Below are 23,882 nucleotides of genomic sequence, written 5' to 3'. Positions count from 1 at the left end.
CAGAGACTCGTTCAGGTTTCGTTCAGAACATTCGCGAGAGGTGCAGTCATGGAGTCGAACAGAGGGCGGTCCACAGGGTCCACCGGTACGGCGTTCAGCAGGCGCTGGGTGCTCGGTGCCGGAGCCTCCGCCCTGCTCACCACCGGCCTCAGCGCCTGCGGCTCGGGTGAGGGTTCGGGCGGGGGCGGGGACACGATCACCGCATTCGTGTACGGGGACGACGCCGTGAAGGTCCAGGCGGCGGCCGTCGCACGGTTCAACAAGTCGGCCGCCAGCAAGACGGCCAAGGGCAAGGTCAAGCTGGAGAAGATCCCGGGCTCGGACTACCTGCCCAAGCTGCGTACGGCGATGGGGTCGCCGAGTGCCCCGGACGTCTTCTTCAACTGGGGCGGCGGCTCCATCAAGGCGTATCAGGAGGCCGACAAGATCGTCGACCTGACCGACGTCATCGAGAACGACCCGGTGCTGAAGAGCGGCTTCCTGCCCTCCGTACTCGCCGCCGGGGACCTCAAGGGCCGCCACTACGGCATACCGATGCGCGGTATGCAGCCGGTGATCCTCTTCTACAACAAGACCGTCTTCGCCGAGCAGAAGCTCCAACCGCCCACCACCTGGGACCAGTTGCTCGACATCAACACCAAGCTGAAGAAGGCGGGCATCACCCCGTTCGCCCTCGGCGGCTCCGACCTCTGGCCCGAACTGATGTGGCTGGAGTACCTGGTGGACCGTATCGGCGGCCCCGAGGTCTTCCGGCGTATCCAGGACGGCGACGCGGAGGGCTGGGGCGACCCGGCGGTCCTGAAGGCCGCCGAGATGGTGAAGGGACTCGTCGACGACGGCGCCTTCGGCTCCAAGTTCACCTCGGTGTCGTACGTCAACGGCGGTGCCCCGGCCGTCTTCGCCAAGGGCAAGGCGGCGATGCATCTGATGGGCTCGTGGGAGTACTCGACGCAGCTCGGCAAGTTCCCCGACTTCGCCAAGTCGAACCTGGGCTGGGCGGCCTTCCCGAAGATCGAGGACGGCACCGGCGACGTCCGCAACGTCGTCGGCAACCCCACCAACTACTGGTCCATCAACCCCCGTACGCAGAACAAGGACGCGGCGATCGCGTTCCTCAAGGACTGCGCGTCCGAGGCGTACGCGAAGGACCTGGTCGCCCTCGGCGACGTACCGACCACCTCGAACGCGGCGGCGCTGCTGTCCTCCGCGCCCAACCCCGAGTACGCCAAGTTCCAGTACGACCTGGTCCAGCAGGCACCCGCGTTCACGCTCTCCTGGGACCAGGCGCTCGGCGACGAGCTGGGCACGAAGATGCACACGGAGATCGGCAAGCTGTTCACGGGCAAGTCGGCGCCCGGTGAGTTCGTGTCGGCCTGCAAGGGGCTGAAGTGAGTTCAACGGTCACTTCCGGGGGCGAGAAGGCTCCGCGGGGCAAGGTGCGGGCCGGGCGGCCGGGTGCCGTCTGGGCGCTGCCCGCGGTGCTCTTCTTCACCTTCTTCGCGGTCGTCCCGATGGCCCTGGCCTTCTATCTCTCCTTCACCAAGTGGGACGGCCTCGGCGACCCCAAGCCCGTGGGCCTCGCCAACTGGCAGAAGCTGCTGGACGATCCGCGGCTTACGCAGTCACTCACGCTCACCCTGCTCCTTATGGCGGCGAGCTGGGTCTTCCAGACGGTGGTCTCGCTGCTGCTCGGCGTCTGGGCGGCGGGCCGTCAGCGCAACCGGGCGATCCTCTCCGCGATCTTCTTCGTCCCGTTCCTGCTCTCCTCGACGGCGATCGCACTGCTCTTCTACGCCCTGCTCGACCCGAACTTCGGTGTCATCCGGGCGAACATCCTCGGCTCCTCAAGCGGCGCGTTCTTCGCGATCGTCTTCGTCGGCGCCTGGCAGTTCATCCCCTTCCACACACTGATCTACCAGGGCGGGGCCCGCCAGATACCAGAGGTGCTCTACCAGGCGGCGGCGATTGACGGCGCGGGCCGCTACCGCCAGTTCTTCTCGATCACACTCCCGCAGCTGCGGCACACCATCACGACGTCCACCGTCCTGATGGTCGTCGGCCTGCTGACGTACTTCGAGACCGTGCTGATCCTCACCAAGGGCGGCCCGGGCACCGACACGGCGATCCTGCCCTACCTGATGTACGAGGCAGGCTTCAAGAGCTACGACTTCGGCTACGCGAGCACCATCGCGTCCTCCCTGGTCGTGGCCGCCACGGGACTGTCCCTGCTCCTTGTGCGACTGACCGGCTTCGGCCGCATGCGCAGTACCCGCGAAGGGATGTGACTGAGTGTCACACGACACGCTTCCTCGTCCCCCGACGACGGACAAGCGTCCGGAACGACCGCGGCCGGACGGCCGTCGCCGTCGAAGGCACTGGACGAGGCGTGCCAACCCGCTGGCGGGCCTGGGCTCGTTCGTCTGGCTGGTGATCGTCCTCGTCCCCATCTACGCCATGCTGTCGGCCTCGCTAACCAGCGCCGACAAGGCACTCACGGGCAACCCCCTGAAGCCGCCGACCGATCCGACCCTCGACAACTACAGCACCGTCCTCCACTCGGGCTTCTGGCATCTGCTGAGCAACACCGTGATCGTGGCCGTCGCGGTCGTGGCCATCGTCCTCGGCCTCTGCGTCCCCCTCGCGTACGTCGCTGTCCGCACCCGCGACCGCTGGTCGGGCCTGGCCTTCCGCCTCTTCCTGCTGGGCGTGGCGATCCCCGCCCAGGCCGTGGTCGTGCCCCTCTACCTGCTCATCGCCAAACTCGACCTGTACGACAGTCTGTTGGCGGTCATCCTGCCGACGGCCGCCTTCGCCATGCCGGTCTCGGTACTCGTCCTCGTGGGCACCCTGCGGGACGTCTCGGAGGATCTGTACGAGGCGATGGCCCTGGACGGTGCCTCCCCGCAGCGGATGCTGTTCCAGCTCGCCGTCCCGCTGGCCAAGGGCGGTATCAGCACGGTTGTCATCTTCTCCTCCCTGCAGGCATGGAACGGCTTCCTCTTCCCGCTGATCTTCACCCAGTCCGACGAACCCCGGGTCCTGACCCTCGGCCTCTTCAACTTCGTGAGCCAGTTCGGCGTGAACATCCCCGCCCTGCTCGCGTCCGTCGTCCTCTCCGGCATCCCGATCTTCGCCGTCTACCTGGTGGCCCGGCGCGCTCTGATCGGCGGCCTGATGGGCGTGGGCGGCAAGTGAACCGACGGGAACCGACGGAATCAGACGCCGGTGAACTCACCTTCCCTGACAGGAGTTTCATGACCACGGCTCCCTGGCGTGACCGCGCCCTGGCCGCCGACGCCCGCGTCGACGACCTGCTCTCCCGGATGACCCTGGAGGAGAAGACCGCCCAGCTGTACGGCCTGTGGGTGGGCGCCTCGACAGACGGTCACGGGGTCGCCCCGCACCAGCACGACCTGACCGCGGACTACCAGTGGGACGAGCTGATCACCCTGGGCCTCGGTCAGCTCACGCGCCCCTTCGGTACGGCCCCCGTGGACCCGACGCTGGGCGCGCAGGCACTGGCCCGCGCCCAGCGTCGGATCGCCGAGGCGGGCCGGTTCGGCATCCCGGCACTGGCCCACGAGGAGTGCCTGGCCGGTTTCACGGCCTGGCGCGCGACGGCGTACCCGGTTCCGCTGGCCTGGGGCGCCACCTTCCACCCCGAGCTGGTGGAGGAGATGGCGGCCCGTATCGGCCGGGACCTCGCCTCCGTCGGCGTGCACCAGGGCCTCGCCCCGGTCCTGGACGTCGTACGGGATACGCGCTGGGGCCGGGTGGAGGAGACGATCGGCGAGGACCCCTACCTGGTGGGGACGATCGGGTCGGCGTATGTGCGGGGCCTGGAGTCGGCGGGGATCATCGCCACGCTGAAGCACTTCGCGGGGTACGCGTCCTCGGCCGGCGCCCGAAATCTGGCGCCGGTACGGGCGGGGGTGCGGGAGTTCGCGGACGTGACACTCCCCCCGTTCGAGATGGCGCTGCGTGAGGGCGGGGCGCGTTCGGTGATGGCGGCCTACAACGAGACGGACGGCGTCCCGGCCTCCGCCGACCCGCATCTCCTCACCCAACTCCTGCGCGAGGAATGGGGGTTCACCGGAACGGTGGTCTCCGACTACTTCGGCATCGCCTTCCTGGAGTCCCTGCACCGGGTCGCCGGGACACCGGCCGAGGCGGCCCATCTGGCCCTGGCGGCCGGCATCGATGTCGAGCTGCCGTCGATCGGGAGTTACGGCGACGCGCTGGTGACGGCGGTGCGGGCGGGAGACGTACCGGAGTCGCTGGTGGACCGGGCGGCGCGCCGCGTCCTGACGCAGAAGTGCGAGCTGGGTCTCCTGGACGAGGACTGGCGGCCGGAGCCGGACGGCGGGCCGATCGACCTGGACTCGGCCGGAAACCGCGCGCTGGCCCGCCGGTTGGCGGAGGAGTCGGTGGTGCTGCTGGACAACCCGGACGGGCTGCTCCCGCTGGCCCCGGACACCCGGATCGCGGTCGTCGGACCGAGGGCGGCGGACGCGCTGGCGATGCTGGGCTGCTACTCGTTCCCGTCGCACGTCCTGCCGAGCCATCCTCAGACGCCGGTGGGCGTGGACATCCCCACGCTCCTGGACTCCCTGCGTGTCGAACTCCCGGACGCCAAGGTGACGTTCGCGGAGGGCTGTGCCACCTCGGAGCCGGACACCGCGGGCTTCGAGGAGGCCGTGGCCAAGGCCGCCGAGGCGGATGTGTGCGTGGCGGTGCTGGGCGACCGGGCGGGCCTGTTCGGCAGGGGCACGTCGGGCGAGGGCTGCGATGTGTCGGAGCTGCAACTGCCCGGGGTACAGGCCGAGTTGCTGGACGCGCTGGTGTCGACGGGAGTTCCGGTGGTGCTCGTGCTGCTCACCGGCCGCCCGTACGCGCTGGGGCGTTGGCACGGGCGGCTGGCGGCCACCGTGCAGGCGTTCTTCCCCGGGGAGGAGGGCGGCCCGGCGGTCGCGGGAGTTCTGTCGGGCCGCGTCACCCCGTCGGGCCGGCTGCCGGTGAGTGTGCCGAGGGAGCGGGGGGGCCAGCCGTGGACGTATCTCCAGCCGCCGCTGGGGCTGGCGGGCGGGGTGAGCAGCCTGGACCCGACACCGCTGTACCCGTTCGGGCACGGGCTCTCCTACACCTCTTTCGCCTGGGAGGACTTCGCGGAGGGGGGCCCGGCGGAGGGAGACCCGGCGGAGATCGGGACGGACGGTTCGTACGAGGTGTCGGTGACCGTTCGCAACACGGGTGCGCGGGCCGGGGCGGAGGTCGTGCAGCTGTATCTGCACGACCCGGTGGCCTCGGTGACCCGGCCGGACGTCCGCCTGATCGGTTACGAGCGGCTGGAGTTGGCGCCGGGGGCCGCGAGCCGGGTGACGTTCCGCTTCCACGCGGACCTGTCGGCGTTCACCGACCGCTCGGGGCGCCGGATCGTCGAACCGGGGGTGCTGGAGCTGCGGTTGGGGGCGTCGAGTGCGGACGTACGCCATACGGCGCGGCTGCGACTGGTGGGCGCGGTCCGGGAGTTGGGAGCGGATCGGCGGCTGCGGTGCGAGACGGAGGTCGGTTCCGTAGGCCCATAGGTCCGTAAGTCCGTACGTCCAGCGCGGACTCGGCCCCGCCGACTCAGGGCACGGCGGGGCCGTTCAGGTATCGGCCCTGTGTGTCGTACGGCCAGGCGTTCGACACGCAGCCCTTGAGTCCGTCGATCTGCTGCATCATCGCGGGCGCGGGGCGTCCCGGCCCCGGGCAGGTCAGATGCCCGCGGCCCAGCCAGTGGCCGACCTCGTGGTTGACGATCAGGGCGCGGTACTCGACCGGCGGCCCGTCGAACTCGGGGGAACCCAGCTGCCAGCGCTTGAGGTTGATCACCACGTCGGCGCCCGTACGGCAGTTGACCTCCCCGATGTGGTCCGCCTGCCGAACGTTGCACAGCTTGTCCGTGGTCTTCGCGGTGGCGACACGGAACGTCAACTCCGCTTCCGCACCGGTGACTTGGCGGAAGCTGGCGCCCGCCCGACGCCAGCCCCGCTGGTCTTCGAGGATGGCGGCGATCTGACGGGCGGCGTCCGCCGGGTCGACGCCTGCGCCGTCCTCGACCTGGACGCGGAAGGGGGTACCGGAGGCCGGCCCGGTGCCGGTGAGCGGGGCCGTCCTGAAGGTTCCGGGGCCGGACGCGGGGATCGTGGGCTGCCCGGAGGAGCCCTTCCCGGACCCGGAAGTTCGGCCGCCGGCCGGGGACTTGGGTGATTCGGAGCCCTCGGGGGATCCCCCGGCGGTGGAGTCGTCGGCGGGCGGGCTCGTGCCGTCCGTCCCGGCGGCCGGGGTGGGTGCGGCCGGTGTCAGGACCGCCTCCGGGGCACGGGCCTGCGGTGCGGTGTCCGGCAGCAGCCGGGGCAGGAGTACCGGCACCGCCGCCGTACCGAGCGCGGCGAGACAGACCGTGGCGCCGATCGCCCCGATACGGTTCCGGCGCCTTTGCCGCCGCCGTAACGCGCTCAGTCGGCGCGACCCGTTCACTGCACGTCGTTGCTCACTCATCGGGGGGAACCGCCTGTCTCGCTCGTACTGTCGGTACTGCTCGAATCGGTCACCGAGGAGGGCTCGGCGCTGGAGAGCCCGGTCGGGGCGGGATCGGGCGCGGTGGGCGGGGTGAGGGAGGGCTCGCCCGTGGGGTCCGTCCCGTCTCCTGCCGCGTCCTCCGCTTCGTACTCCGCCGCCTGGATCTCGTACTTCGCCTGGGACAGCAGAGCCGAAGTGCCCGCCGCTGCCAGCAACTGGTCGGCGCTGACGGGTGGGGAGACCTTGGCGTCGGTGTCCGGGCCGACGGTCAGCACCACGGTGTGGCTCGCGTAGAGGTAGCTGACGCTGACGGACCGGCCGCCCCACAGATCGCCGCCCGCCACGACGACCTGCGCCTCGATCCGGCCGGGCAGCCACGCCGTACGGCAGACCACAGCCGTCTCCGGCGGGTCCGGGCACTCGACGAGGGCGTCCACCCCGGGCCTGACCTGGAACGTCACGGGGAAGGTGTGCCCGTCGATCCGGCCGGCGAAGAGACCTGCTTCTGCCGGGGAGACGGTCCCGATCAGGCTGCCCAGCACCTGGGTCAGCGCCTTGGCCGTTCGCGCCCGGCGGGCGGCGTCCGACGTCGCCTCGGGCACCGGGGAGGCCCATGCCGACGGCGTCGAGGAAGCGGCGGCAGACGGTGCGACCGCCGGACCGGCGGACGGGGAGGCGGGGTCGCTCAGGCCTCCGCCCACGCTCAGCGCACCGCTGAGAAGGGCCGAGCCGATACCCCCGATCACGAGGACCCCGGTCACCGCGCCTGCCACGGCGGCCCGTGCCCGGACCCGGCGGCGCCTGCCGAGGCGTACCGCCTCCTCCGTCAGATCGGGCAGCGGCGCGAGACCGGCGGCGGCGCGCCCCATCAGTTCCCGCAGCTCCCCGACGAGTTCGTCGTCGGGCCCGGCGTCCGGCGCGGGCCGGTCCGGGCGGCCGGGTGGCGTGTCGTACACGGATGTTCCTCTCAGCGCTGGAGGCGTACGGGGGTCAGTACTCGGCGGTGTACACATGGGCTTCGCCCAGCACCGCGCGCAGCCGGGTCAGGGAGCGGGAGCACTGGCTCTTGACGGTGGACTCGCTGCACCGCAGCTGCGCGGCCACCTCCGACACGCTCAGGTCCTCCCAGTAGCGCAGGACGACCATCGTCCTTGCCCGGGGCGGGAGTTGACCGAGCGCGGCCATGAGGGTGACGCGCAGCTCGGGTCTGGGCTCGGCGGGCGCGGGGTCGGGGCGGGCGTGGGCGAGCAGGTCGCGCAGCCGGCGCCGGCGCTCGTGCAGGAACAGCCGGGTCAGGACGGTTCGGGCGTAGGCGTCGAGGTGCTCGGCCCGGCTCGCCCGGTGCCAGTGCTGGAAGAGCCGGGCCAGCGTGGACTGGACCAGGTCGCGGGCGTGTTCGCGGTCGCCGCAGAGCAGATACGCCGTCCGGTACAGCCGTTGCCGGCCTGCCCGCGCGTACTCCTCGAAGTCCCGCTGCCGGACCGTCGCCGACATCCACTCTCCCTTTTCCCGTCCCGCGTATGGCTGTTGAGCTCATATGCCGTAGAGGCACACCTGCCTGATACGCATCACGCCCCTCACACGTCTCACAGGTGTGTGTCTCACCTGTTCTTGAGCGCGCTCGGGGCGGAAAGGTTGAAAGGGGTTCGGAAAATTTTCTCGTGGGCCCGGAAATCGACCAAGTGGTCGGCCCACTCGTGGGCTCAGCCGAAGCGGCCCGCCACGTAGTCCGCCGTGCGCTGGTCCTGCGGCGTGCCGAACACGTCGTCGGTGGAGCCGTGTTCGACGATGCCGCCGGGCGTGCCCTGCTCGGCGAGGAAGAACGCGCACCGCTGGGAGACGCGGGCTGCCTGCTGCATGTTGTGGGTGACGATCACGACGGTCACCTGGCCCGCGAGTTCGTGGATCGTCTCCTCGACGCGGCGGGTGGAGGTGGGGTCGAGCGCCGAGCAGGGTTCGTCCATGAGGAGGACGCGGGGGCGTACGGCCAGCGCGCGGGCGATGCACAGACGCTGCTGCTGACCGCCGGAGAGCGCGCCGCCGGGCTGGCGGAGCCGGTCGCGCACCTCCTTCCAGAGGCCCGCCCGGGTCAGCGACTCCTCCACGATCTCGTCCTTCTCGCGGCGGCCGGTGCGCGTTCCGGTCAGCCGCAGGCCCGCCACCACATTGTCGTAGATCGACATGGCGGGGAACGGGTTCGGCTTCTGGAAGACCATGCCGATCCGGCGCCGCGCGTCGGTCAGCCGCCAGGACGGGTCGTAGATGTCCTCGCCGTCGAGGAGCACCTCGCCCGCCAGCGCCGCCGACGGGATCATCTCGTGCATACGGTTGAGGGTGCGCAGGAACGTCGACTTGCCGCAGCCGGAGGGACCGATGAGCGCGGTGACCTGACCGGCGGGCATGGTGAGGGAGACCCGGCTGAGCACCTGGTGGCTGCCGAACCAGGCCGCCACGGCGCGGGCTTCGAGCGTCGCGGGCACGGTGGCCGCACCGGTCGGCGCAGGAGCCGAAGTCGGAGTCGGCACGGCGGGCAGGACGATCGTGTCGGTCACGGATTCGCTCGGGGATTCGGTCAGGGCGTCGGTCACGTCGGGTACCTCGTGTCGGAGAAGTCGGGGCGCGGAAGGCGTCGCGTCGGGGCTCACAGCAGGTTCGGCAGCAGCTCGGTGGCGCGGGTGGCGACCTGGAGGCCCAGGACGGCGACGACCGGGGCGAAGACGATCCACGTCTGGTGCCGGCCCCACCGGTGCCAGGTCCACACCGCGGCGACCGCCGCGAGCAGCAGGGCCTGGAGCCACATCACCAGCGGCCAGGGCACTCCGGAGGGCCGGGCGAGGGGCTCCTCGGCCTGCGGCAGGGTGCCGGAGCGGATGACTGCCGCCGGGGTCTCGGCGGGCGCGGACACCAGGTCGGCGTCGACGCGCAGGACACCCTCCGGCATGAAGCGCGGGCCGGTCGCGGTGACCAGCACCAGGCGCCCCTTCCCGGCGGCGAGGGCGGCGGGCGCCGGATCACCGGCCCGTCGTACGCCGGTGACCTGGTACTTCGCCTTGCCCTGGCCGGTGACGACGGTGAAGGTGTCTCCTGCGGCGAGGTCGGCCAACTGCCCGAAGGGGCCGCCGTAGGCCGCGGCCCGGCCCATCAGCACGCTGGTGCCGGCCTGACCGGGCATCGGGGTGTCCCGGCGGTGACCGGGGCCGTCGGTCAGCACGGCGGAGTCGGTGCCCTCCAGGACGACCTGGGACAGATGCAGGGCGGGTACGTCGATCAGCGCGACCGGTGTGCCCGGTGCGAGCAGCCTGCCCTCCTGGTCGACCTGCGCCACCGGGGCGGTGCCCTGGGCGAGTTGGTCGCGCAGGGCGTCGAACGCGGCCTGCTGGGCGCTGTGTTGCTGGATGCCGCTGAGCAACAGCAGCTGTGCGGTGACGCCGAGCAGCAGGGCGGCGAGGCTGAGCAGGCCACCCCGGGCGAGGTGGCGCACGACGGTGACGCTCGCGACGCGTGTCCGGGACGCGGACGCCGCCGGTGCCGTCGCCGGTGCGAGCGTGGTCTGTACGGCGACCGTCACGGCGGCCCGCCTCCTTCGCGGTTCAGGGGTATCGGGGGTTCAGGGACTCAGGGGTTCAGGGACGCGTCGGGGGGACCATGGCGGCGGTCCCCCCGACGCGGTGGGGCAGGTTGGGGCAGGGATCAGGTGGACTTGACGACGAAGTTCGCGCCGTTCTTCGAGTTCACCGTCGTCGAACCGGCGTAGAAGGCGTGCAGCGTGTGCTTGCCCTTGCTCAGCTTCGGCAGGGTGACGGTCACCTTGCCGGCGCTCAGCGTGCCGGTGGCGATGATGCGGGAGCCCTCGTATACGCGGACCGTGCCGGTGGGCGTGGTGCCGGTCGCGGTGACCTTCACGGTGACCTTGGCGCGGGCGGTGTGGCTGACCGAGGCCGGGGCGGTGGCGGTGACGGCCGGGGTCGCCTTGGTGACCTTCAGGGAGACGGTCGCCGAGGAGGAGTTGAGCTTGGCGCTGCCCGCGTAGGAGACGGTCAGGGTGTGCGTGGCCACCTTGAGGTGGTTCGACAGGCTGACGGTGACCTTGCCTGCGCTGCTGAGGGTGCCGGTGCCGAGGGTGGTGGCGCCCTCCTTGACGGTGACCTTGCCGGCGGGGACCACGCCGTGGGTGCCGGTCACGGTGACGGCGACCTTCGGGGCGACGCCGTACGCGGCCGTGGCGGTGGTCGCCTTCGTGGTGCTGGCGTACTTGACGGCGCCGGTCCAGGAGGCCTCGCCGCCGGTGCCGATCACGTTGGCGGCGGCGACCGAGGCGGTGTACGTGCCGGTGGCGAGGCCCGAGAAGGTGAACGACGTGGTGGTGGCCGGGACGTCCTTGGTGGCCACGAGCGCGCCGTCGGCACCCTTCAGCGTCACGCGGTAGTCGGTGACGGGCTGGGCCGGGGCGGGGAACGCGGGGGTCCAGGCCAGCTTGACGCTCGCGTCGCCGAGGGTGGTCTTCAGCGCGGGCGCGGCCGGCGTACCGACTGCCAGGCCGCCGATCTCCAGGCCGCCGACCTTGGCGTGCTTGGCGAGGTTGACCGAGCCGTTGTACGACTCGTTCAGGAAGCCGAACTTGGCGATGACACCCTTGGCGTCGTCGGAGGCGAGGGCCGCCTCGTGGGTGCCGCTGCTGACGAAGACGTCGTAGACGTCCTTGTCGAAGAAGATGCTGCTCGGGTCGATCGTCCGGGTCGGGACGACGTTGTAGACGTCGCGGCCGAAGGTGGCGTTCTCGTAGTAGCCGCCGACCGGGGAGAGCTTGCCGTTGACCGTGGTGACCGGGCTGGTGGCGCCGGTGTCGCCGGGCAGCGTGACGCTCGCCAGGTGCGCGCCGGCGGCGACCGCGGTCTCGCCGTGGTTGGGGGCGATGCCGTTGTTCTGGGCGATCCAGCTGCCCACGGAGAACGGGACGAGCGTGCCGTCCGCGGTGAGCGCGGAGTCGGCCTGGTTCTCCTGGACGGTGGTGAGGTGCGGGTCGACCGTGTTCTCGTCGAGGCCGATCACCCCGAGGAAGAACTTGCGGGTGCCGGAGTTCTTCTGCGGGAGGACCGGCGTCACGGTCTGGCCGTTGACCTTGTGGTCGCTGCCGGCCGCGTAGACGTCGTGCAGTTGGTCGACCGTCAGGCTGTCGAGGCCGGTGCCGCGGACCGCGACGCCGACCGCGTCCCGGGCGAACGGGATGTAGGTGAGCGCGTTGCCGGAGACGCTCGGGCCGCCCGAGGAACGGGCGAAGTCGACCTGGCCCTTGATGGCGACGCCCTGCCCGTTGGGGTACAGGTCGCCCGTCAGCGACATACTGAGCGCGGTCCGGCCGGCGCCGGAGCCGTTGGGCCGGCTGAACACCTGACCGCCCGATCGGGTCTGGATGGTCGCGGAGCCGATCGCGTCGTAGGAGGCGAGGCCCGCGCCGGCCGCCGACTTCACGGCCGTACCGGCGTAGCTGTTCTCGTTGACGGTGTCACCGGCGAGGGCGTTCAGGACGTCCTGGGTGGTGTCGGAACCCACGCCCACGAGCTGGCGGAACGTTCCGGCGGGGGTGGGGTCGGCGGACGCCGGGCTCGCGAGAGCCAGCGTGCCGGACACCACGGCGGCGGCGACCATGGCCGCCGTGAGGCGCGTTCTGCGCATCGAGGTTCTCCTGTTGTGCGTCGTGTGGAACCGATGGATCGGGCAGATCTTGCAGATCTTGCGGGTATGGCAGGGTGGTACGGGCTGTCCGCCCCGACTGCGATTCGGGGCGGGCGGCCGTCTGTGGGGAGCCCCGGCCGGTGGGCCGGAGGCTCCGGGGCTCAGCCCCGGCCGGGTGGCAGCAGCCTGCGCAGCCGCTCCGGCAGGGTGAGTTCGGGGATGACAGTCACGGTGCGACCGCCGGGAAGCGGGACCCGGAGCGGCAACCGCAGTCGGCCGCCGCCCGCGAAGGGCGCCCCGATTCCGGCCGCGGCGCCGAGCGCGGCGCCCACCGGGACGGCGTAGCGCAGCGCGTTCGCCGGGTCGGCGGGTGTGGTGCCGAGGGCGGTGGTCTCGACGGCCTCGCCGCCGCCGTACGAGGGCCGGTCGCTGGGCGACGCGCTCGCACCGCCGCCGCCGGACGCGGCACCGCCGGTCGAGTCACCGCCGGTCCCGGCCCCGGACTGTGTGCCGCCCGAACCGCCCAGGCCGCCGGAGGTGCCGGAGCCGCCGCCGGACGTGCCCCCGCCGCTGGATCCGCCGGACGTGCCGCCGGAGGAAGAGGAACCGCCGGGGTCGGCGGACGGGCCGGTGTAGTGGGCGAGAGCGGTGGCGGCCTTGACCGTCCTGTCCCGCAGGGCCTTCGGCAGCGGGGCGTAGCCGACCGGGAGGCGGCCCGGGTCTGCGCCGCTGATCTGGCCCTTGCCGGCCGCGTACGTCAGCAGGGTCGCGTAGTCCTTGCGGGCGGCGGGGTCGAGCTTCGCCGGGCGCACTGCCGCGTAGACGAGCTGTGCGAGCGGGTACGCGCCCTTCGCGGTCGCCTTGGCCGGGACGATCTCCGGGGCCTTCGCGCCGGACGCACTCGCCGCGGCGGCGGTGAGGGCCGCGGGGGTCGGCGCCGTGAACGTGCCGGCGGCATTGCGCAGCCGCGCGGTCTGGAGCCCGTAGCGGGCGGCGGAGGCCGCGTCGGTCACCGTGATCACGAACCGGGAACCGACCGTCTGCGGGCCGGGGTTCTTGTACGCGGGCGGGCTCGCCAGCGGGTCCCAGATCGCCTTCCAGAGGCTGTCGGCGCGCCGGGTGTGCAGAGCGCCGGCGTGCATGTCCGTCACGTACGGATGAAAGTCGATCATGCACTGGGGTGCGGTGGCGCCGGTGCCCGGCGGGATCGTGCACCAGCGGTCGCTCTTGGGGTAGGTGTCGGTGTCGGCCGGGTCGAAGGCGAAACCGGTCGGGTTCAGGTCCACGTTGGTGCTGAACGACGGGTTGACCTTCATTCCCCAGTCGTCGGAGACGCCCGCGAGGAAGTTGCGCGCCTCCTTGTCGGAGACGATCCACTGCCAGACCGCGCGTGCCGAGTCGCTGTGGCCCAGCGCGGTGAGCAGGTCGGTGTCGGTGGCCGGGGTCTCGGGGACGGACAGTTCGGCGAACTCCGGGTTGAGCGCGATGAACTCGGGGTCGCTGGCCAGTCCGGCCGGGTTGTTCGTCGCCCAGCCGTAGCCCTTCGCGGCGGTGGTGCCGACGACCGCTCCCCAGGGGGAGTTGCGGTAGGACTCGGTGAGCAGCTTGGCGACCAGACGGGGGGTCAGGTCGAGCGACTCGACCTTGGTGCCGGCGAGCTTACGGACCGCCTCGGAGGCTCCTGCCTTGGGTCTGCGTTCGACGGTGAAGCCGATGACGGTGCCCGAGAGCGTGGTCGGCGCGTAGACGGTGGGGTCCGCCGGTGCGGTCGTGCCCGCGTCCGCGCCGAGGGCCCGGGTGGTGAACGCCAGGCCCGAGGAGCCGTCGGCGATGAGGTCGGAGCGGGTGTCCGGCTCGCCGAGTTCCGTGTAGCCGTACACCTTGCCGCTCGGGCAGAGGGCGGTCTGCCAGCTGCTCATGGCGTCGGCGGCGAGTTCGCTGCCCGAGGTGGCGCGCTCGTCGGAGCCCAGCGCGCAGTTGGCGCCGACCGTGTTGAAGCCGAGCCGGACGGCCACGCGGTTCTTCCAGTTGGTCGCGGAGACCGGCGAACCGGCGTTCACCTGGCTGGTGTCGGCGTACGGCTTGCCGTCCAGGTCGAGATGGCCCTGCGGGACGATGACCAGCCAGCAGGAGCGGGGCTTCACGGTCCCGTTCTGCCGTACGGGGGTGCCGCAGCCCAGGTGCGGGGCCTCGTTGGCGGTCTGCACCTCGACGTACTCCCGGCCGGTGCCGTCGGCGCCTGTGCGGGCGAAGTCGACCTCGTTGGTGGTGTTGCGGTTGAACAGGGCGTTGTTCTGGGTGCCGGAGGTGATCAGCGTGCCGTCGACGGACTTGAAGGGCACCTCGCCGAGGCCGGACACGTTTCCGGCGCCGTAGCGGTCGTCCTGGCCGTAGTTGGTGGGGTCGGCGCTGTAGAAGACCTTGCGGGTGTCGTCGTACTCGTTGCCGGGCCAGCTGCCCCGGTCGGTGGTCGGGGAGGCGCCGTACTGGCACTGGGTGCGCGACGGGCCCGGGTTGGCGGCGACCGTGCCGTCGTCGTCGCCCCAGCACTGCATGATCTGCACGAAGTCGGTGTTGAACAGGGTGCCCGCGAGGGCGGTCGGAGTGCCGCCGGTCCAGGAGACGGTGACCGCCTGGCTGGTGAGGTGCTCGGTCTGGCTGACGGTGAACCGCATGTCCTTGAACTCGCCGCGCCCGGAGACGGTGACGGCCGAGTCGCTGCCCGCGTCGGCTGTCGCGGGCGGCGCGGTCTGCGCGACGGCGAGCCCGGCGAGGGCCCCGACGGCAGCCCCTGCTGTGAGGCGCACCAGCAGCCGGCGTATCCGGCTCGTGCTCATGGCCGTCTTCATCGTGAGTTCCCGTCCGTGCTGTCGCCGCCGGTGCCAGTGCCGGTACCAGTGCCGGTGCCGTTGCCGCCGCGAGCGCCGAGCGCCCGTGCGACGACGGACGGCAGCAGGACGAGCCCGAGGATGAGCAGCGCCGCGAGGAGCATCAGGGTCTGGGTGCCGGTCCAGCCGCCGCGTCCGGCCACCGCGACCGGCTGGGCCAGGGCGATCGTCCCGTCGACGGCGGTTCCGCCGGCTGTGCCGGTGGCGGTACCACCACCGGAGTTCGCGGACAGCACCTGCCCGGTGTCCGGGTCGACGGCCGACTTCCCGTCGCCGCCCGCGCCCCCGCTCGCCGCCGCGCCTCCGCCGCTCGCCGAGCCGCCGGTGGTCCCCCCGGACGCGGTGCCCCCGGTCGCCGTACCGCCGGTCGTGCCCCCGGACGTCGTACCGCCGGAGCCTCCGGAACCGCCCGAACCACCGCTCCCCGAGGCCGGTTTGGCGCCGCCGCTGCCCGTGGTGCAGGGCGCGGCGCCCTTCTTGTCGCAGGCGGCCGGGTAAGGGGCCGTCTCAGCAAGCCTGTTGCGGCCGTCGGCGCTGAAGGTGGGGTTGTTGCAGCCCTTGATGTTGATGTTCTGCGTCTTCACACCGGGGATCCGGCGGATCTGGTCGAAGCCCGCCCGCACCAGGTTGATCGGCAGCGGCGAGTAGCCGAGCTTGGGCGCCTGTTGCTGGCCCTGGCACATGAAGTAGTAGGAGAACGCGCCGAGCGTCTTGCCCTTGTCCTTGGTGAAGGTGCCCTGCACCTTCAGCGGCAGGATCATGTACGAGTAGCTGGACAGCGGGTAGTTGCGCTTGTCGGCGTCGTTGTAGACGCCTTCGAGCTTCTGGGTGAGGTAGTCGGCGGAGTTCTTGTTGGTGTTGATCTTCGCCTTGAGCAGCGAGACGGCGACGTTCTTCGGGGTCGGCTCGGTGTAGTAGCCCGCGTGGTTGAGGACCTTGGCGACCGGATAGCCCTCGTTGATGGCGTACGAGTAGTTGACGTACCCGATCGCGCCCTCGCCGTAGTTCTGGGCGACGTACCCCGCCACGCCCGGGTCGCCGGACTGGGCGATCATGCCGGAGACGGTCGGGTAGTACGAGGTCTGCCCGCAGGCGCCGGAGCGGCCGACGCGGGCGCAGTAGGCCTTCCACAGCGACGCGTGCTGGTTGGCCATCCACATGGTGAACTGGGCGGTGGAGCCCGAACCGTCGGAGCGGACGACGGGCACGACGGCTCGGTGCGGCAACTGCAGCCCCGGATTGTCGGCCTTGACGACCGGGTCGTCCCAGTACTTCACGACGCCGGTGAAGATCTTGGTGACCACGTCCCCGGAGAGGCGGAGGTTGGTGACCTTCCTGCCGTTGACCGTCAGGTGGTACATGAAGGAGGTGCCGCCGGCCACGATCGGCATGTAGGCGTAACTGCCGGAGGACGGGCGCTCGGCGGCCGAGCCGTCGGTCGGGCGGGTCTGGAACGGGATGTCCGAGACCGCGAAGTCCACCGTGCCGCTGAGGAACTGGCGGCGGCCGTCGGAGGAGCCGCCGCCGGCGTAACTGATCCGCATGCCGTACTGGTTGACGGCCTTGCGCCACTGTTCGATGGCGTTCTCCGCCCAGGTCGAACCGGCCCCGGCGACCGGGGTGTAGCTCTCGGCCGCGGCGGGCGCGGCTGCCGGCCCGGCGAGCAGCACGGCGACCACGCCGAGCAGGGCGGCGAGAGTCGCCGGCGCGTGCAGGCGCCGGAGAGCGGTGGTGAGGTGGCTGGGCATCAGTCGGTCTCTCCGGGGGCCGGTGCGGCGGTGGGTGCGGGAGTGGGTGCGGGTCGAGGGGTGGGCGCCCGGCCGTCGGCCCGGCCGTCGATCCCACCCGCATCACCCGTACTGCTCTCGTGGTCGGGTGCGGGTGGCCCCTGTGTGACATCCTCGCCGTCGGCGGCTGACGCGGGTTCGGCCGCGGAGGTGTCGAACAGCGACAGCTGAGGCGTGTGGAGTTCAGCGAAGCGGGCGACGTCGCGGCGGGAGGCGCGGGCGGTGCGGCGGGCCTGGCGGCGGGTCTGGTGGCCGGGGCCGCGTCCGCCGATCACCCGGGCGATCACGAACAGCACCAGGACCATGGTCATGAGCACGGCCGCCGCGCCGAAGCCGCGGGCGATCATCTCCGGCTGCGGCGACTTGACGAAGTTGAAGACGGCCAGCGGCAGGGACACCATCGGCCCGGCGGTCGGGTCGGCGTTGAGCGCCGCCGTGAAACCGGCGGTCAGCAGCACGGGCGAGGTCTCGCCGATACCGCGCGCGGTGCCGAGGATGACTGCGGTGGCGAGCCCGGAGCGTGCGGTGGGCAGGACGACGTGCCACACCGTGCGCCAGCGCGGCGCGCCGAGCGCCTCCGCGGCCTCGGTGAGGGTGCCCGGTACGAGCCGCAGCACCACGTCCGAGGCCCGGATCACGATCGGCAGCATCATCACGCTGATCGCGAACCCGGCCGCGAGGCCCGACTTCTGCATGCCGAGGCCGAGGATCCAGACCGCGTACACCATCAGGCCGGCCACGATCGACGGCAGCGCGGTCATCGCCTCGACGATGGTGCGGACGAAGCGGGAGAAGCGCCCCGGGATCTGGTTGAGGTAGACGGCACAGGCCAGTCCGAGCGGCACGGTGATCGTCAGCGCGATGCCGATCATGATCAGCGTGCCGACCATCGCGTGGGCGATACCGCCGTTGGTCAGGGGGTCGAGCGGGCCCGCCGCCTGCATGTCCTGGGTGAAGAAGTTGCCGTGCGGCAGGGCGTCCTTGCCGCGCCAGGCGGTGAACCCGACGACGAGGGCGAGGGCGGTGAACAGCAGCGAGGCCGCCGTCCACAGCACGACCGTCATCACCCGGTCGCGTACGGCCTGTCCGTCCTCCTCGAACCCGGTCAACACCGCGTAGACGCCGAGGAAGACCAGATAGGCGGTGACGGTGAAGCCCAACGTGCCGGAGAACGGGGCGAGTTCACCGAACAGCAGGATCGTGACGCACAGCGCGGAGGCGGCGGCACCGCCCAGCGACAGCACGGCGGAACGACTGACACCACCGATACGACGGGGCTGTTCGGGCGACAGCACGGCCACCGGGGCACCGCCTCCGGTGAGGGCATCGCCCCCGACGGGGGCCTCTTCCACGGCCACAGCCCCAGTCACGGGTACGTCCACAGGTACGGCTACGACGGTCATCTCAGGCCTCGCTCTGGGCGCCGGAGCGGGAACGGGCCGCGACGGAGGAGGCGGTGAAGTTGACCGCCAGGGTGAGCAGGAACAGCGCCAGGCCCGCCGCCATCAGCGCCGACATCCCGAACTCGGAGGAGTCTCCGTAGTGCAGGGCGATCAGGGAGGAGACCGAGTTCGAGCCGGTCTGCAGGATGTGCGGCTGGATGGTGAAGACCGGCGAGATGATCAGGTAGACCGCGATGGTCTCGCCGAGCGCCCGGCCGAGCCCCAGCATCGTCCCGCCGATGATGCCGCCCTTGCCGTACGGCAGGACGACCGAGCGGATCATCCCCCACCGGGTGGCGCCGAGCGCGTAGGCGCCCTCCCGCTCGCCCGCCGGGGCCTGGGAGAAGACCTCGCGCATCACCGAGCACTGGATCGGCGCGACCATGAGCGCGACGACGATCCCGGCGACGAAGGTGGACGCGGTGTACACGCTGTCGGAGGCGAGCGGATCGCCCGGCTGGACGCCGTCCACCGTGAACAGCGGTATCCAGCCGAGCCAGTCGGACAGCCAGCGCGACAGTCCGATCACATGCTGCTGGAGGAAGAACAGCCCCCACAGTCCGTACACCACCGACGGTACGGCGGCCATCAGGTCGACCATGCTCACCAGCGTTCGGCGCAGCCCGCGCGGGGCCACGTCGGAGATGAAGAGCGCCGTCCCGACGGCCAGCGGTACGGAGATGGCCACCGCGACGAGGGCGATCAGCAGGGTGCCGGTGAGTACGGCGGCGATGCCGAAGTTGTGAACGTCCGGCTGCCAGGCGGCAGTTGTGAGAAACGCCGGGCCCCGGGCGTGCAGTGCCTGCCCCGCCCTGAGCAACAGGAACAGCCCGACGGCCGCCATGATGGCGAGGACGACAACTCCCGTGGCCGTCAACTGGATCCGGAAGACCCGGTCACCGAACCCCCTGGCGGCGGACAACCGCCGAGGCACGGGTCTGTCGGACTCCGGTCTGCCGGAACCCACCTGCGTGGACACCACGTACGCCCCTCAGGAAACGAAAACGACTCTCCCCACACGGCACCGAAGGCACCGTGCGAGGAGAGTCAATGGCCGGATCCTGACGGCTGAACGCGTCACATGTGGACGTTGCGTGAACGAGCCATGTCAACCTGGTGGGGCAGCTGTGGAGACCGGCCCGCCATACCAGGACGGCTCGTTCAAGGCATGGGCGGATGTCACTGTTGGTCGCTCCCCTTTTCGTCGCCCCCGGTGCCTCGCGGTGCCGTGCGCCCGGCCACGTACCGCTGGGCGGTCGTCGCGCAGACCAGGGCGAGGGGCAGCGAGGCCAGTCTCCAGCCGTCGGGCAACAGCCAGGCCGAGAGCGCGCCGAAGACGATCAGAGTGGCGATCAGGGCGACTCGGTCACCACGCACGGAGACACCTCTGCCTCCGCGGAACACCGGGCCGGTCACCGGTCGGTCCGCCAGGGCCCCCCGTACACCAGGGCCGCGACCAGGACACAGACGAACGCCGGGCCGAGGAGCAGGTCGTCCCACAGGAGTCGGTGGCTGCGAGGGATGCGCGCCGCGGTGAAAAGGGCGATCGCGACACCGAACAAAATGTTCGACCACGCACCCCTCCTGCGCCGGCTCTCCGGCAGGCCTGCCTGCATTCGACGGCCCAGGAGTTGAAGGACGCCTCCCCCGACGAGAACCGCGGCGAGGGCGAACCCGATCACGTGCGAGACGACTTCCACAAATCTCCCCTCCTCCCCTTCTCACTCCCACTGCCGTCGCGCTTCTTCCTCCGCATGACGCCGATCGTCCGTCCGGCCATGAGGAGACAGGCGACCAGGGTGAACGGCCAGATCCAGACGGGTGCGCCAGGAACGGCGACCGGGGTGAGTCCGGCCAGGACCGACAAGGCAGCCCAGAGGACGAGCCGCCCCCAGAGGAGCGCCCAGGGGTTGGTCCGACGGGCGTGGACGAGGCGCCCGCGCACGGAGTCCGGCGCGATGGTCACGCTTGATCATCCGGGTCGAGGCAGACCCGGGCGAGGATCACCTCAACAGCGTCCCTGGAGAACCCAAAGCGAACTCAAAGGGGATGACCGGACAGGGGCAACCAGCCCACCGGCACGCCCTGTTTGTCCCTGCCATCCCGGAGGTCGGCCCTGATTCGGGCAAAGCCGGAGTTGCCTAATCCTTGACGGGAGATGGGGACATCACTCGCCAACCGCCTCGAACCGCCACCTGTGCACAGCCCTGACCACCAACCCCGCCCCCGGTTCCGGAAGTTCGGGCAAGTCAGCGTCGAACTCCGCGTCCCACCAAGTGATGACGAGGACCCGGTCCTGCGGAGCCCGGAGTGTCTCCCGGCGCAGGGGTTCTGTCGGCAGCTCCTGCGCCCGTGCCCAGGCGAGGAGTTCACCCCCGCGCCCCTCGACGGCCCGCGCCTCCCACATCAACGCGACCGTCACGCGTACAGGTTCCCCTCGCTCACCGCATGCGAATGATCGTGCGCGTGGCCGGGCACATGCGGGTCGGTCACCGGCAGCGAGGAGTCCGCCGACAGGTCCCAGTCGGAGGGCGCCCGGTTGCGGGCGACCATCTCGGCGCCCAGGGCGGCCACCATCGCACCGTTGTCCGTGCACAACTTGGGCCGGGGCACCCGGAGTTGGATACCGGCCGCCTCGCAGCGCTCCTGGGCGAGTGCCCGCAGCCGCGAGTTGGCGGCGACACCCCCGCCGATCATCAGGTGGTCGACGCCCTCGTCCTTGCAGGCCCGTACCGCCTTGCGGGTCAGCACGTCCACCACCGCCTCCTGGAAGGAGGCCGACACGTCACGCACCGGCACCTCCTCCCCAGCCGCCCGCTTCGCCTCGATCCAGCGGGCCACGGCCGTCTTGAGCCCGGAGAAGGAGAAGTCGTACGCGGCGTCGCGCGGCCCGGTCAGCCCGCGCGGGAACGCGATGGCCTTCGGATCGCCCTCGCGCGCGTACCGGTCGATGACCGGGCCGCCGGGGAAGCCCAGGTTCAGCACCCGCGCGATCTTGTCGAAGGCCTCACCGGCCGCGTCGTCGATGGTCGCACCCAGGGGCCGTACGTCGGAGGTGATGTCCGAGGAGAGGAGGAGCGAGGAGTGACCGCCGCTGACCAGCAGGGCCATCGTCGGCTCGGGCAGCGGGCCGTGCTCCAGCTGGTCGACACAGATGTGGGAGGCGAGATGGTTCACTCCGTACAGGGGCTTGCCCAGCGCATACGCGTACGCCTTCGCCGCCGAGACCCCGACCAGCAGCGCGCCCGCGAGCCCGGGACCGGCGGTGACGGCGATGCCGTCGAGGTCCTTCGGGCTCACCCCCGCTTCCTTCAGCGCCCGCTCGATGGTCGGCACCATCGCCTCCAGGTGCGCGCGCGAGGCCACCTCGGGCACGACACCCCCGAACCGGGCGTGCTCGTCGACGCTGGACGCGATGGCGTCCGCGAGGAGCGTGGTCCCCCGGACGACACCGACGCCGGTCTCGTCGCAGGAGGTCTCGATGCCGAGGACGAGCGGCACGTCCTTGGAGTCAGCCATTGCTCTCGGTTCCTTGCGCTGAAGGGGTTGAAGGGACTGAAGGGGCCGAGGAAGTCGAGGAAGTCGAAGGCACCGACGCCGACGGGTCGCGCAGCCGCATCACCAGCGCGTCGACGTTCCCCGGCTGGTAGTAGCCGCGCCGGAAACCGATGGGCTCGAAGCCGAACCTCTCGTACAGCTTCTGCGCGCGCACGTTGTCCACCCGGCACTCCAGCATGACCTCGGTGCACTCGAACGCGGTCGCCGCCCGCAGCAGCTCGGTCAGCAGCACGGCGCCGAGGCCGGTGCCCCAGTGCTCGCGGGCGACGGCGATCGTCTGTACGTCGGCCCCCGTGGCGGAGTCGCTGTCGGATTCGGTACCGGCGGCGGCGAGCCCCCCGTACCCGATGATCCGTCTGCCGCCCCCCTCCGGACGCTCGTCCTCGGCGACGAAGTAACGCCGGGTCGCGTGCGGTCCCCGCGCGTGGGCCAGGTCCGACCAGAACATGCCCCGGGACCAGGCGTCCTCGGGGAAGAGGTCCTTCTCCAGCTCCAGCACGGGCTCGATGTCCCACCAGCGCATCTCGCGCAGCACGGCAGTCGTCACTTGGGGGTGACCACCTTGTAGTTCTTGGGGACCTGGGCGTCGGGTCGGCGCAGGTAGAGGGGCCGGGCGGCCGGGAGTTCGACGCCCGCCGCCAGCCGTTCGGCGGCCAGGGAGGCGAGGGCCGCCGCGGAGACGTGCTCGGGCGCGTGCGCGCTCGGGAAGGTGTCCGGGTAGAGCAGGGCTCCCGCGCCGACGGCCGGCAGGCCCGCGACCTGGTCGGCGATGTCCGCCGGCCGGTCGACGGACGGCTCCGTCACCCTCGTACGGGAGTCGCTGTAGCGCGCCCAGTAGACCTCCTTGCGGCGGGCGTCGGTCGCCACGACGAAGGGGCCGTCCTCGAGGTCGGCGGCGTACGCGAGGCCGTCCAGCGTGCAGACGCCGTGTACGGGGACACCGAGTGCGAATCCGAAGGTGTCGGCGGTCATCAGGCCGACGCGCAGCCCCGTGTAGGGGCCGGGACCAATGCCGACGACGACGCCGGTGACGGCGTCGAGGCCCGTGCCCGCCTCGGCGAGGACGCGGTCGACGGCGGGCAGCAGCAGTTCCCCGTGCCGTCGCGCGTCGACCTGGCTCGACGCGGCGACGACGGCCGTCCCGTCGTGCAGGGCGACCGTGACGGCCGGGGTGGCGGTATCCAGAGCGAGCAAGAGCACGCGAACAGCCTACGGCGCCCGCGCCCCGCGCACGGCCGCTCCGGTCGGCGGTACGGCTGCTGCTACCGTCGCCACAAAACGGGACGTACGAGACGAAGAGGTGGGCACTGGTGACCAGGAGCAGCTCGGGATTCGTGGCCGGGCTCACCGCGGCGGCCCTCGTCACGGTCGGCTTCCTCGCCTACCAGGCCTCGGCGAACGCCCCGCTGCGCCCGGGCGCCGAGCCCGTGTCACCCTCGGCGCCGGTGACGGCCTCGAAGGTCCCCAGGGACACCCGGCACCCTGGCGCTCTGCCGGCGGGGTCCGGGGCGGGCAGGCGGGTCGTGTACTCCCTGGACGACGACCGGGTGTGGCTGGTCGGCGACAACGGCAGGGTGCGCCGCTCGTTCCCCGTGGCACCGGGGACGGTCGATCCGGCGCCGGGCAGCTATCTGGTCACGTCCCGCTCGAACTCGATCACGGGAACCGACGGCACCCCGATCGAGCACGTCGTGCGGTTCACGGGCGTGGACGGCGTGGGCATCGGCTTCAGTGCGGCGGTGGACGGCTCGGCTCCGCAGCAGGACCCGGAGGCACGCACGGGCGGTATCCGGGAGACCCGGCCGGACGGGGACGCGATGTGGGAGTTCGCGACGATCGGCGAGAAGGTCGTCGTGATCCGCTGAACGCGCTACGCGGCTTTCGGCTGCCGCCGGACAGGCACCTCGGACGGGCGCGGAGGCGTCGAGACCGCGCGGGCGGCAGCACAGGACGCCAGCAGATCACGCATG

22 protein-coding genes are annotated in these 23,882 nt (G+C 71.4%); 5 read left to right on the top strand and 17 right to left on the bottom strand.

All coding sequences use genetic code 11. The annotated features are described in order from the left end of the window. Positions 1-48 precede the first annotated feature (48 nt). Genes G3I56_RS06570 through G3I56_RS06555 form a run of 4 tightly spaced genes read left to right on the top strand, consistent with a single transcriptional unit; the run spans position 49 to position 5,585 of the window. Positions 49-1,392, top strand: coding sequence for an extracellular solute-binding protein (locus G3I56_RS06570; RefSeq protein WP_164407926.1), 1,344 nt, complete (start codon positions 49-51; stop codon positions 1,390-1,392). Beyond that, positions 1,389-2,285 (top strand): sugar ABC transporter permease, encoded by an 897-nt coding sequence (locus G3I56_RS06565; protein ID WP_164407925.1) that lies wholly within the window; start codon positions 1,389-1,391, stop codon positions 2,283-2,285. The genes G3I56_RS06570 and G3I56_RS06565 overlap by 4 nt, the downstream gene beginning before the upstream one ends. A 4-nt stretch (positions 2,286-2,289) precedes the next feature. Next, entirely contained in the window at positions 2,290-3,195 is a 906-nt protein-coding gene (locus G3I56_RS06560) for a carbohydrate ABC transporter permease (protein WP_164407924.1), read from the top strand. Between the two features lie 59 nt (positions 3,196-3,254). Continuing rightward, complete coding sequence (locus G3I56_RS06555; protein ID WP_164407923.1) at positions 3,255-5,585, top strand: glycoside hydrolase family 3 N-terminal domain-containing protein; 2,331 nt, start codon at positions 3,255-3,257, stop codon at positions 5,583-5,585. 43 nt (positions 5,586-5,628) lie between these two features. Here the strand turns inward: G3I56_RS06555 and G3I56_RS06550 are convergent, their stop codons facing one another. The 17 genes from G3I56_RS06550 to tsaB form a co-directional block, all read right to left on the bottom strand. Then, positions 5,629-6,543, bottom strand: a complete 915-nt coding sequence (locus tag G3I56_RS06550) for a DUF3152 domain-containing protein (RefSeq protein WP_164407922.1) — start codon at positions 6,541-6,543, stop codon at positions 5,629-5,631. Continuing rightward, positions 6,540-7,520 carry a hypothetical protein gene (locus tag G3I56_RS06545; RefSeq protein WP_164407921.1) on the bottom strand — a complete coding sequence of 327 codons (981 nt, stop codon included), beginning with the start codon at positions 7,518-7,520 and terminating at the stop codon, positions 6,540-6,542. Before G3I56_RS06545 ends, G3I56_RS06550 begins: the two co-directional genes overlap by 4 nt. Before the next feature lie 34 nt (positions 7,521-7,554). After that, entirely contained in the window at positions 7,555-8,058 is a 504-nt protein-coding gene (locus tag G3I56_RS06540; protein WP_164407920.1) for a SigE family RNA polymerase sigma factor, read from the bottom strand. Between the two features lie 209 nt (positions 8,059-8,267). Continuing rightward, on the bottom strand, positions 8,268-9,044 hold the full coding sequence (gene pstB, locus G3I56_RS06535) for a phosphate ABC transporter ATP-binding protein PstB (RefSeq protein ID WP_164321173.1): 777 nt from the start codon (positions 9,042-9,044) through the stop codon (positions 8,268-8,270). A gap of 161 nt (positions 9,045-9,205) precedes the next feature. After that, on the bottom strand, positions 9,206-10,132 hold the full coding sequence (locus G3I56_RS06530; RefSeq protein WP_164407919.1) for a sortase: 927 nt from the start codon (positions 10,130-10,132) through the stop codon (positions 9,206-9,208). A 122-nt stretch (positions 10,133-10,254) separates the two neighbouring features. Next, a complete protein-coding gene (locus G3I56_RS06525; RefSeq protein WP_164407918.1) occupies positions 10,255-12,237 on the bottom strand; it encodes an Ig-like domain repeat protein in 1,983 nt (660 codons plus the stop codon). Positions 12,238-12,398: 161 nt separating this feature from the next. Beyond that, positions 12,399-15,074, bottom strand: a complete 2,676-nt coding sequence (locus G3I56_RS06520) for a hypothetical protein (RefSeq protein ID WP_164407917.1) — start codon at positions 15,072-15,074, stop codon at positions 12,399-12,401. An 8-nt stretch (positions 15,075-15,082) separates the two neighbouring features. Next, a complete protein-coding gene (locus G3I56_RS06515; RefSeq protein WP_164407916.1) occupies positions 15,083-16,873 on the bottom strand; it encodes a substrate-binding domain-containing protein in 1,791 nt (596 codons plus the stop codon). After that, on the bottom strand, positions 16,873-18,282 hold the full coding sequence (pstA, locus tag G3I56_RS06510; RefSeq protein ID WP_203689348.1) for a phosphate ABC transporter permease PstA: 1,410 nt from the start codon (positions 18,280-18,282) through the stop codon (positions 16,873-16,875). The genes G3I56_RS06515 and pstA overlap by 1 nt, the downstream gene beginning before the upstream one ends. A 34-nt stretch (positions 18,283-18,316) precedes the next feature. Next, entirely contained in the window at positions 18,317-19,336 is a 1,020-nt protein-coding gene (gene pstC, locus G3I56_RS06505; RefSeq protein ID WP_164407914.1) for a phosphate ABC transporter permease subunit PstC, read from the bottom strand. Between the two features lie 197 nt (positions 19,337-19,533). Beyond that, positions 19,534-19,731, bottom strand: a complete 198-nt coding sequence (locus G3I56_RS06500) for a hypothetical protein (RefSeq protein WP_164407913.1) — start codon at positions 19,729-19,731, stop codon at positions 19,534-19,536. A 35-nt stretch (positions 19,732-19,766) separates the two neighbouring features. Next, positions 19,767-20,054 (bottom strand): hypothetical protein, encoded by a 288-nt coding sequence (locus G3I56_RS06495; RefSeq protein ID WP_164407912.1) that lies wholly within the window; start codon positions 20,052-20,054, stop codon positions 19,767-19,769. After that, a complete protein-coding gene (locus G3I56_RS06490; RefSeq protein WP_164407911.1) occupies positions 20,033-20,320 on the bottom strand; it encodes a hypothetical protein in 288 nt (95 codons plus the stop codon). Before G3I56_RS06490 ends, G3I56_RS06495 begins: the two co-directional genes overlap by 22 nt. A 201-nt stretch (positions 20,321-20,521) precedes the next feature. Next, positions 20,522-20,776 (bottom strand): hypothetical protein, encoded by a 255-nt coding sequence (locus G3I56_RS06485; RefSeq protein WP_164407910.1) that lies wholly within the window; start codon positions 20,774-20,776, stop codon positions 20,522-20,524. Further along, complete coding sequence (gene tsaD, locus G3I56_RS06480; protein ID WP_164407909.1) at positions 20,773-21,873, bottom strand: tRNA (adenosine(37)-N6)-threonylcarbamoyltransferase complex transferase subunit TsaD; 1,101 nt, start codon at positions 21,871-21,873, stop codon at positions 20,773-20,775. Before tsaD ends, G3I56_RS06485 begins: the two co-directional genes overlap by 4 nt. Next, positions 21,866-22,459, bottom strand: a complete 594-nt coding sequence (locus G3I56_RS06475; RefSeq protein WP_164407908.1) for a GNAT family N-acetyltransferase — start codon at positions 22,457-22,459, stop codon at positions 21,866-21,868. Before G3I56_RS06475 ends, tsaD begins: the two co-directional genes overlap by 8 nt. After that, positions 22,456-23,112: a tRNA (adenosine(37)-N6)-threonylcarbamoyltransferase complex dimerization subunit type 1 TsaB gene (tsaB, locus tag G3I56_RS06470; protein WP_164407907.1), complete on the bottom strand. Its 657-nt coding sequence runs from the start codon at positions 23,110-23,112 to the stop codon at positions 22,456-22,458. Before tsaB ends, G3I56_RS06475 begins: the two co-directional genes overlap by 4 nt. A 110-nt stretch (positions 23,113-23,222) precedes the next feature. Between tsaB and G3I56_RS06465 the strand changes: the two genes are divergently transcribed. Next, complete coding sequence (locus G3I56_RS06465) at positions 23,223-23,777, top strand: hypothetical protein (protein ID WP_164407906.1); 555 nt, start codon at positions 23,223-23,225, stop codon at positions 23,775-23,777. Positions 23,778-23,882: the final 105 nt, after the last annotated feature.

Source organism: Streptomyces sp. SID12488 (assembly GCF_010548275.1).
Classification (GTDB): Bacteria; Actinomycetota; Actinomycetes; order Streptomycetales; family Streptomycetaceae; genus Streptomyces.
Note: the sequence above shows the minus strand (reverse complement) of the source record. Positions and strands in the feature narration are given on the sequence as shown.

What these genes read in the sequence shown, in the direction of transcription:
- G3I56_RS06570 (WP_164407926.1), top strand. Translation starts at nt 49, where the DNA reads ATGGAGTCGAACAGAGGGCGGTCCACAGGGTCCACCGGTACGGCGTTC.
- G3I56_RS06555 (WP_164407923.1), top strand. Translation starts at nt 3,255, where the DNA reads ATGACCACGGCTCCCTGGCGTGACCGCGCCCTGGCCGCCGACGCCCGC.
- G3I56_RS06550 (WP_164407922.1), bottom strand. Translation starts at nt 6,543, where the DNA reads ATGAGTGAGCAACGACGTGCAGTGAACGGGTCGCGCCGACTGAGCGCG.
- G3I56_RS06540 (WP_164407920.1), bottom strand. Translation starts at nt 8,058, where the DNA reads ATGTCGGCGACGGTCCGGCAGCGGGACTTCGAGGAGTACGCGCGGGCA.
- G3I56_RS06525 (WP_164407918.1), bottom strand. Translation starts at nt 12,237, where the DNA reads ATGCGCAGAACGCGCCTCACGGCGGCCATGGTCGCCGCCGCCGTGGTG.
- G3I56_RS06520 (WP_164407917.1), bottom strand. Translation starts at nt 15,074, where the DNA reads ATGAGCACGAGCCGGATACGCCGGCTGCTGGTGCGCCTCACAGCAGGG.
- G3I56_RS06515 (WP_164407916.1), bottom strand. Translation starts at nt 16,873, where the DNA reads ATGCCCAGCCACCTCACCACCGCTCTCCGGCGCCTGCACGCGCCGGCG.
- tsaD (WP_164407909.1), bottom strand. Translation starts at nt 21,873, where the DNA reads ATGGCTGACTCCAAGGACGTGCCGCTCGTCCTCGGCATCGAGACCTCC.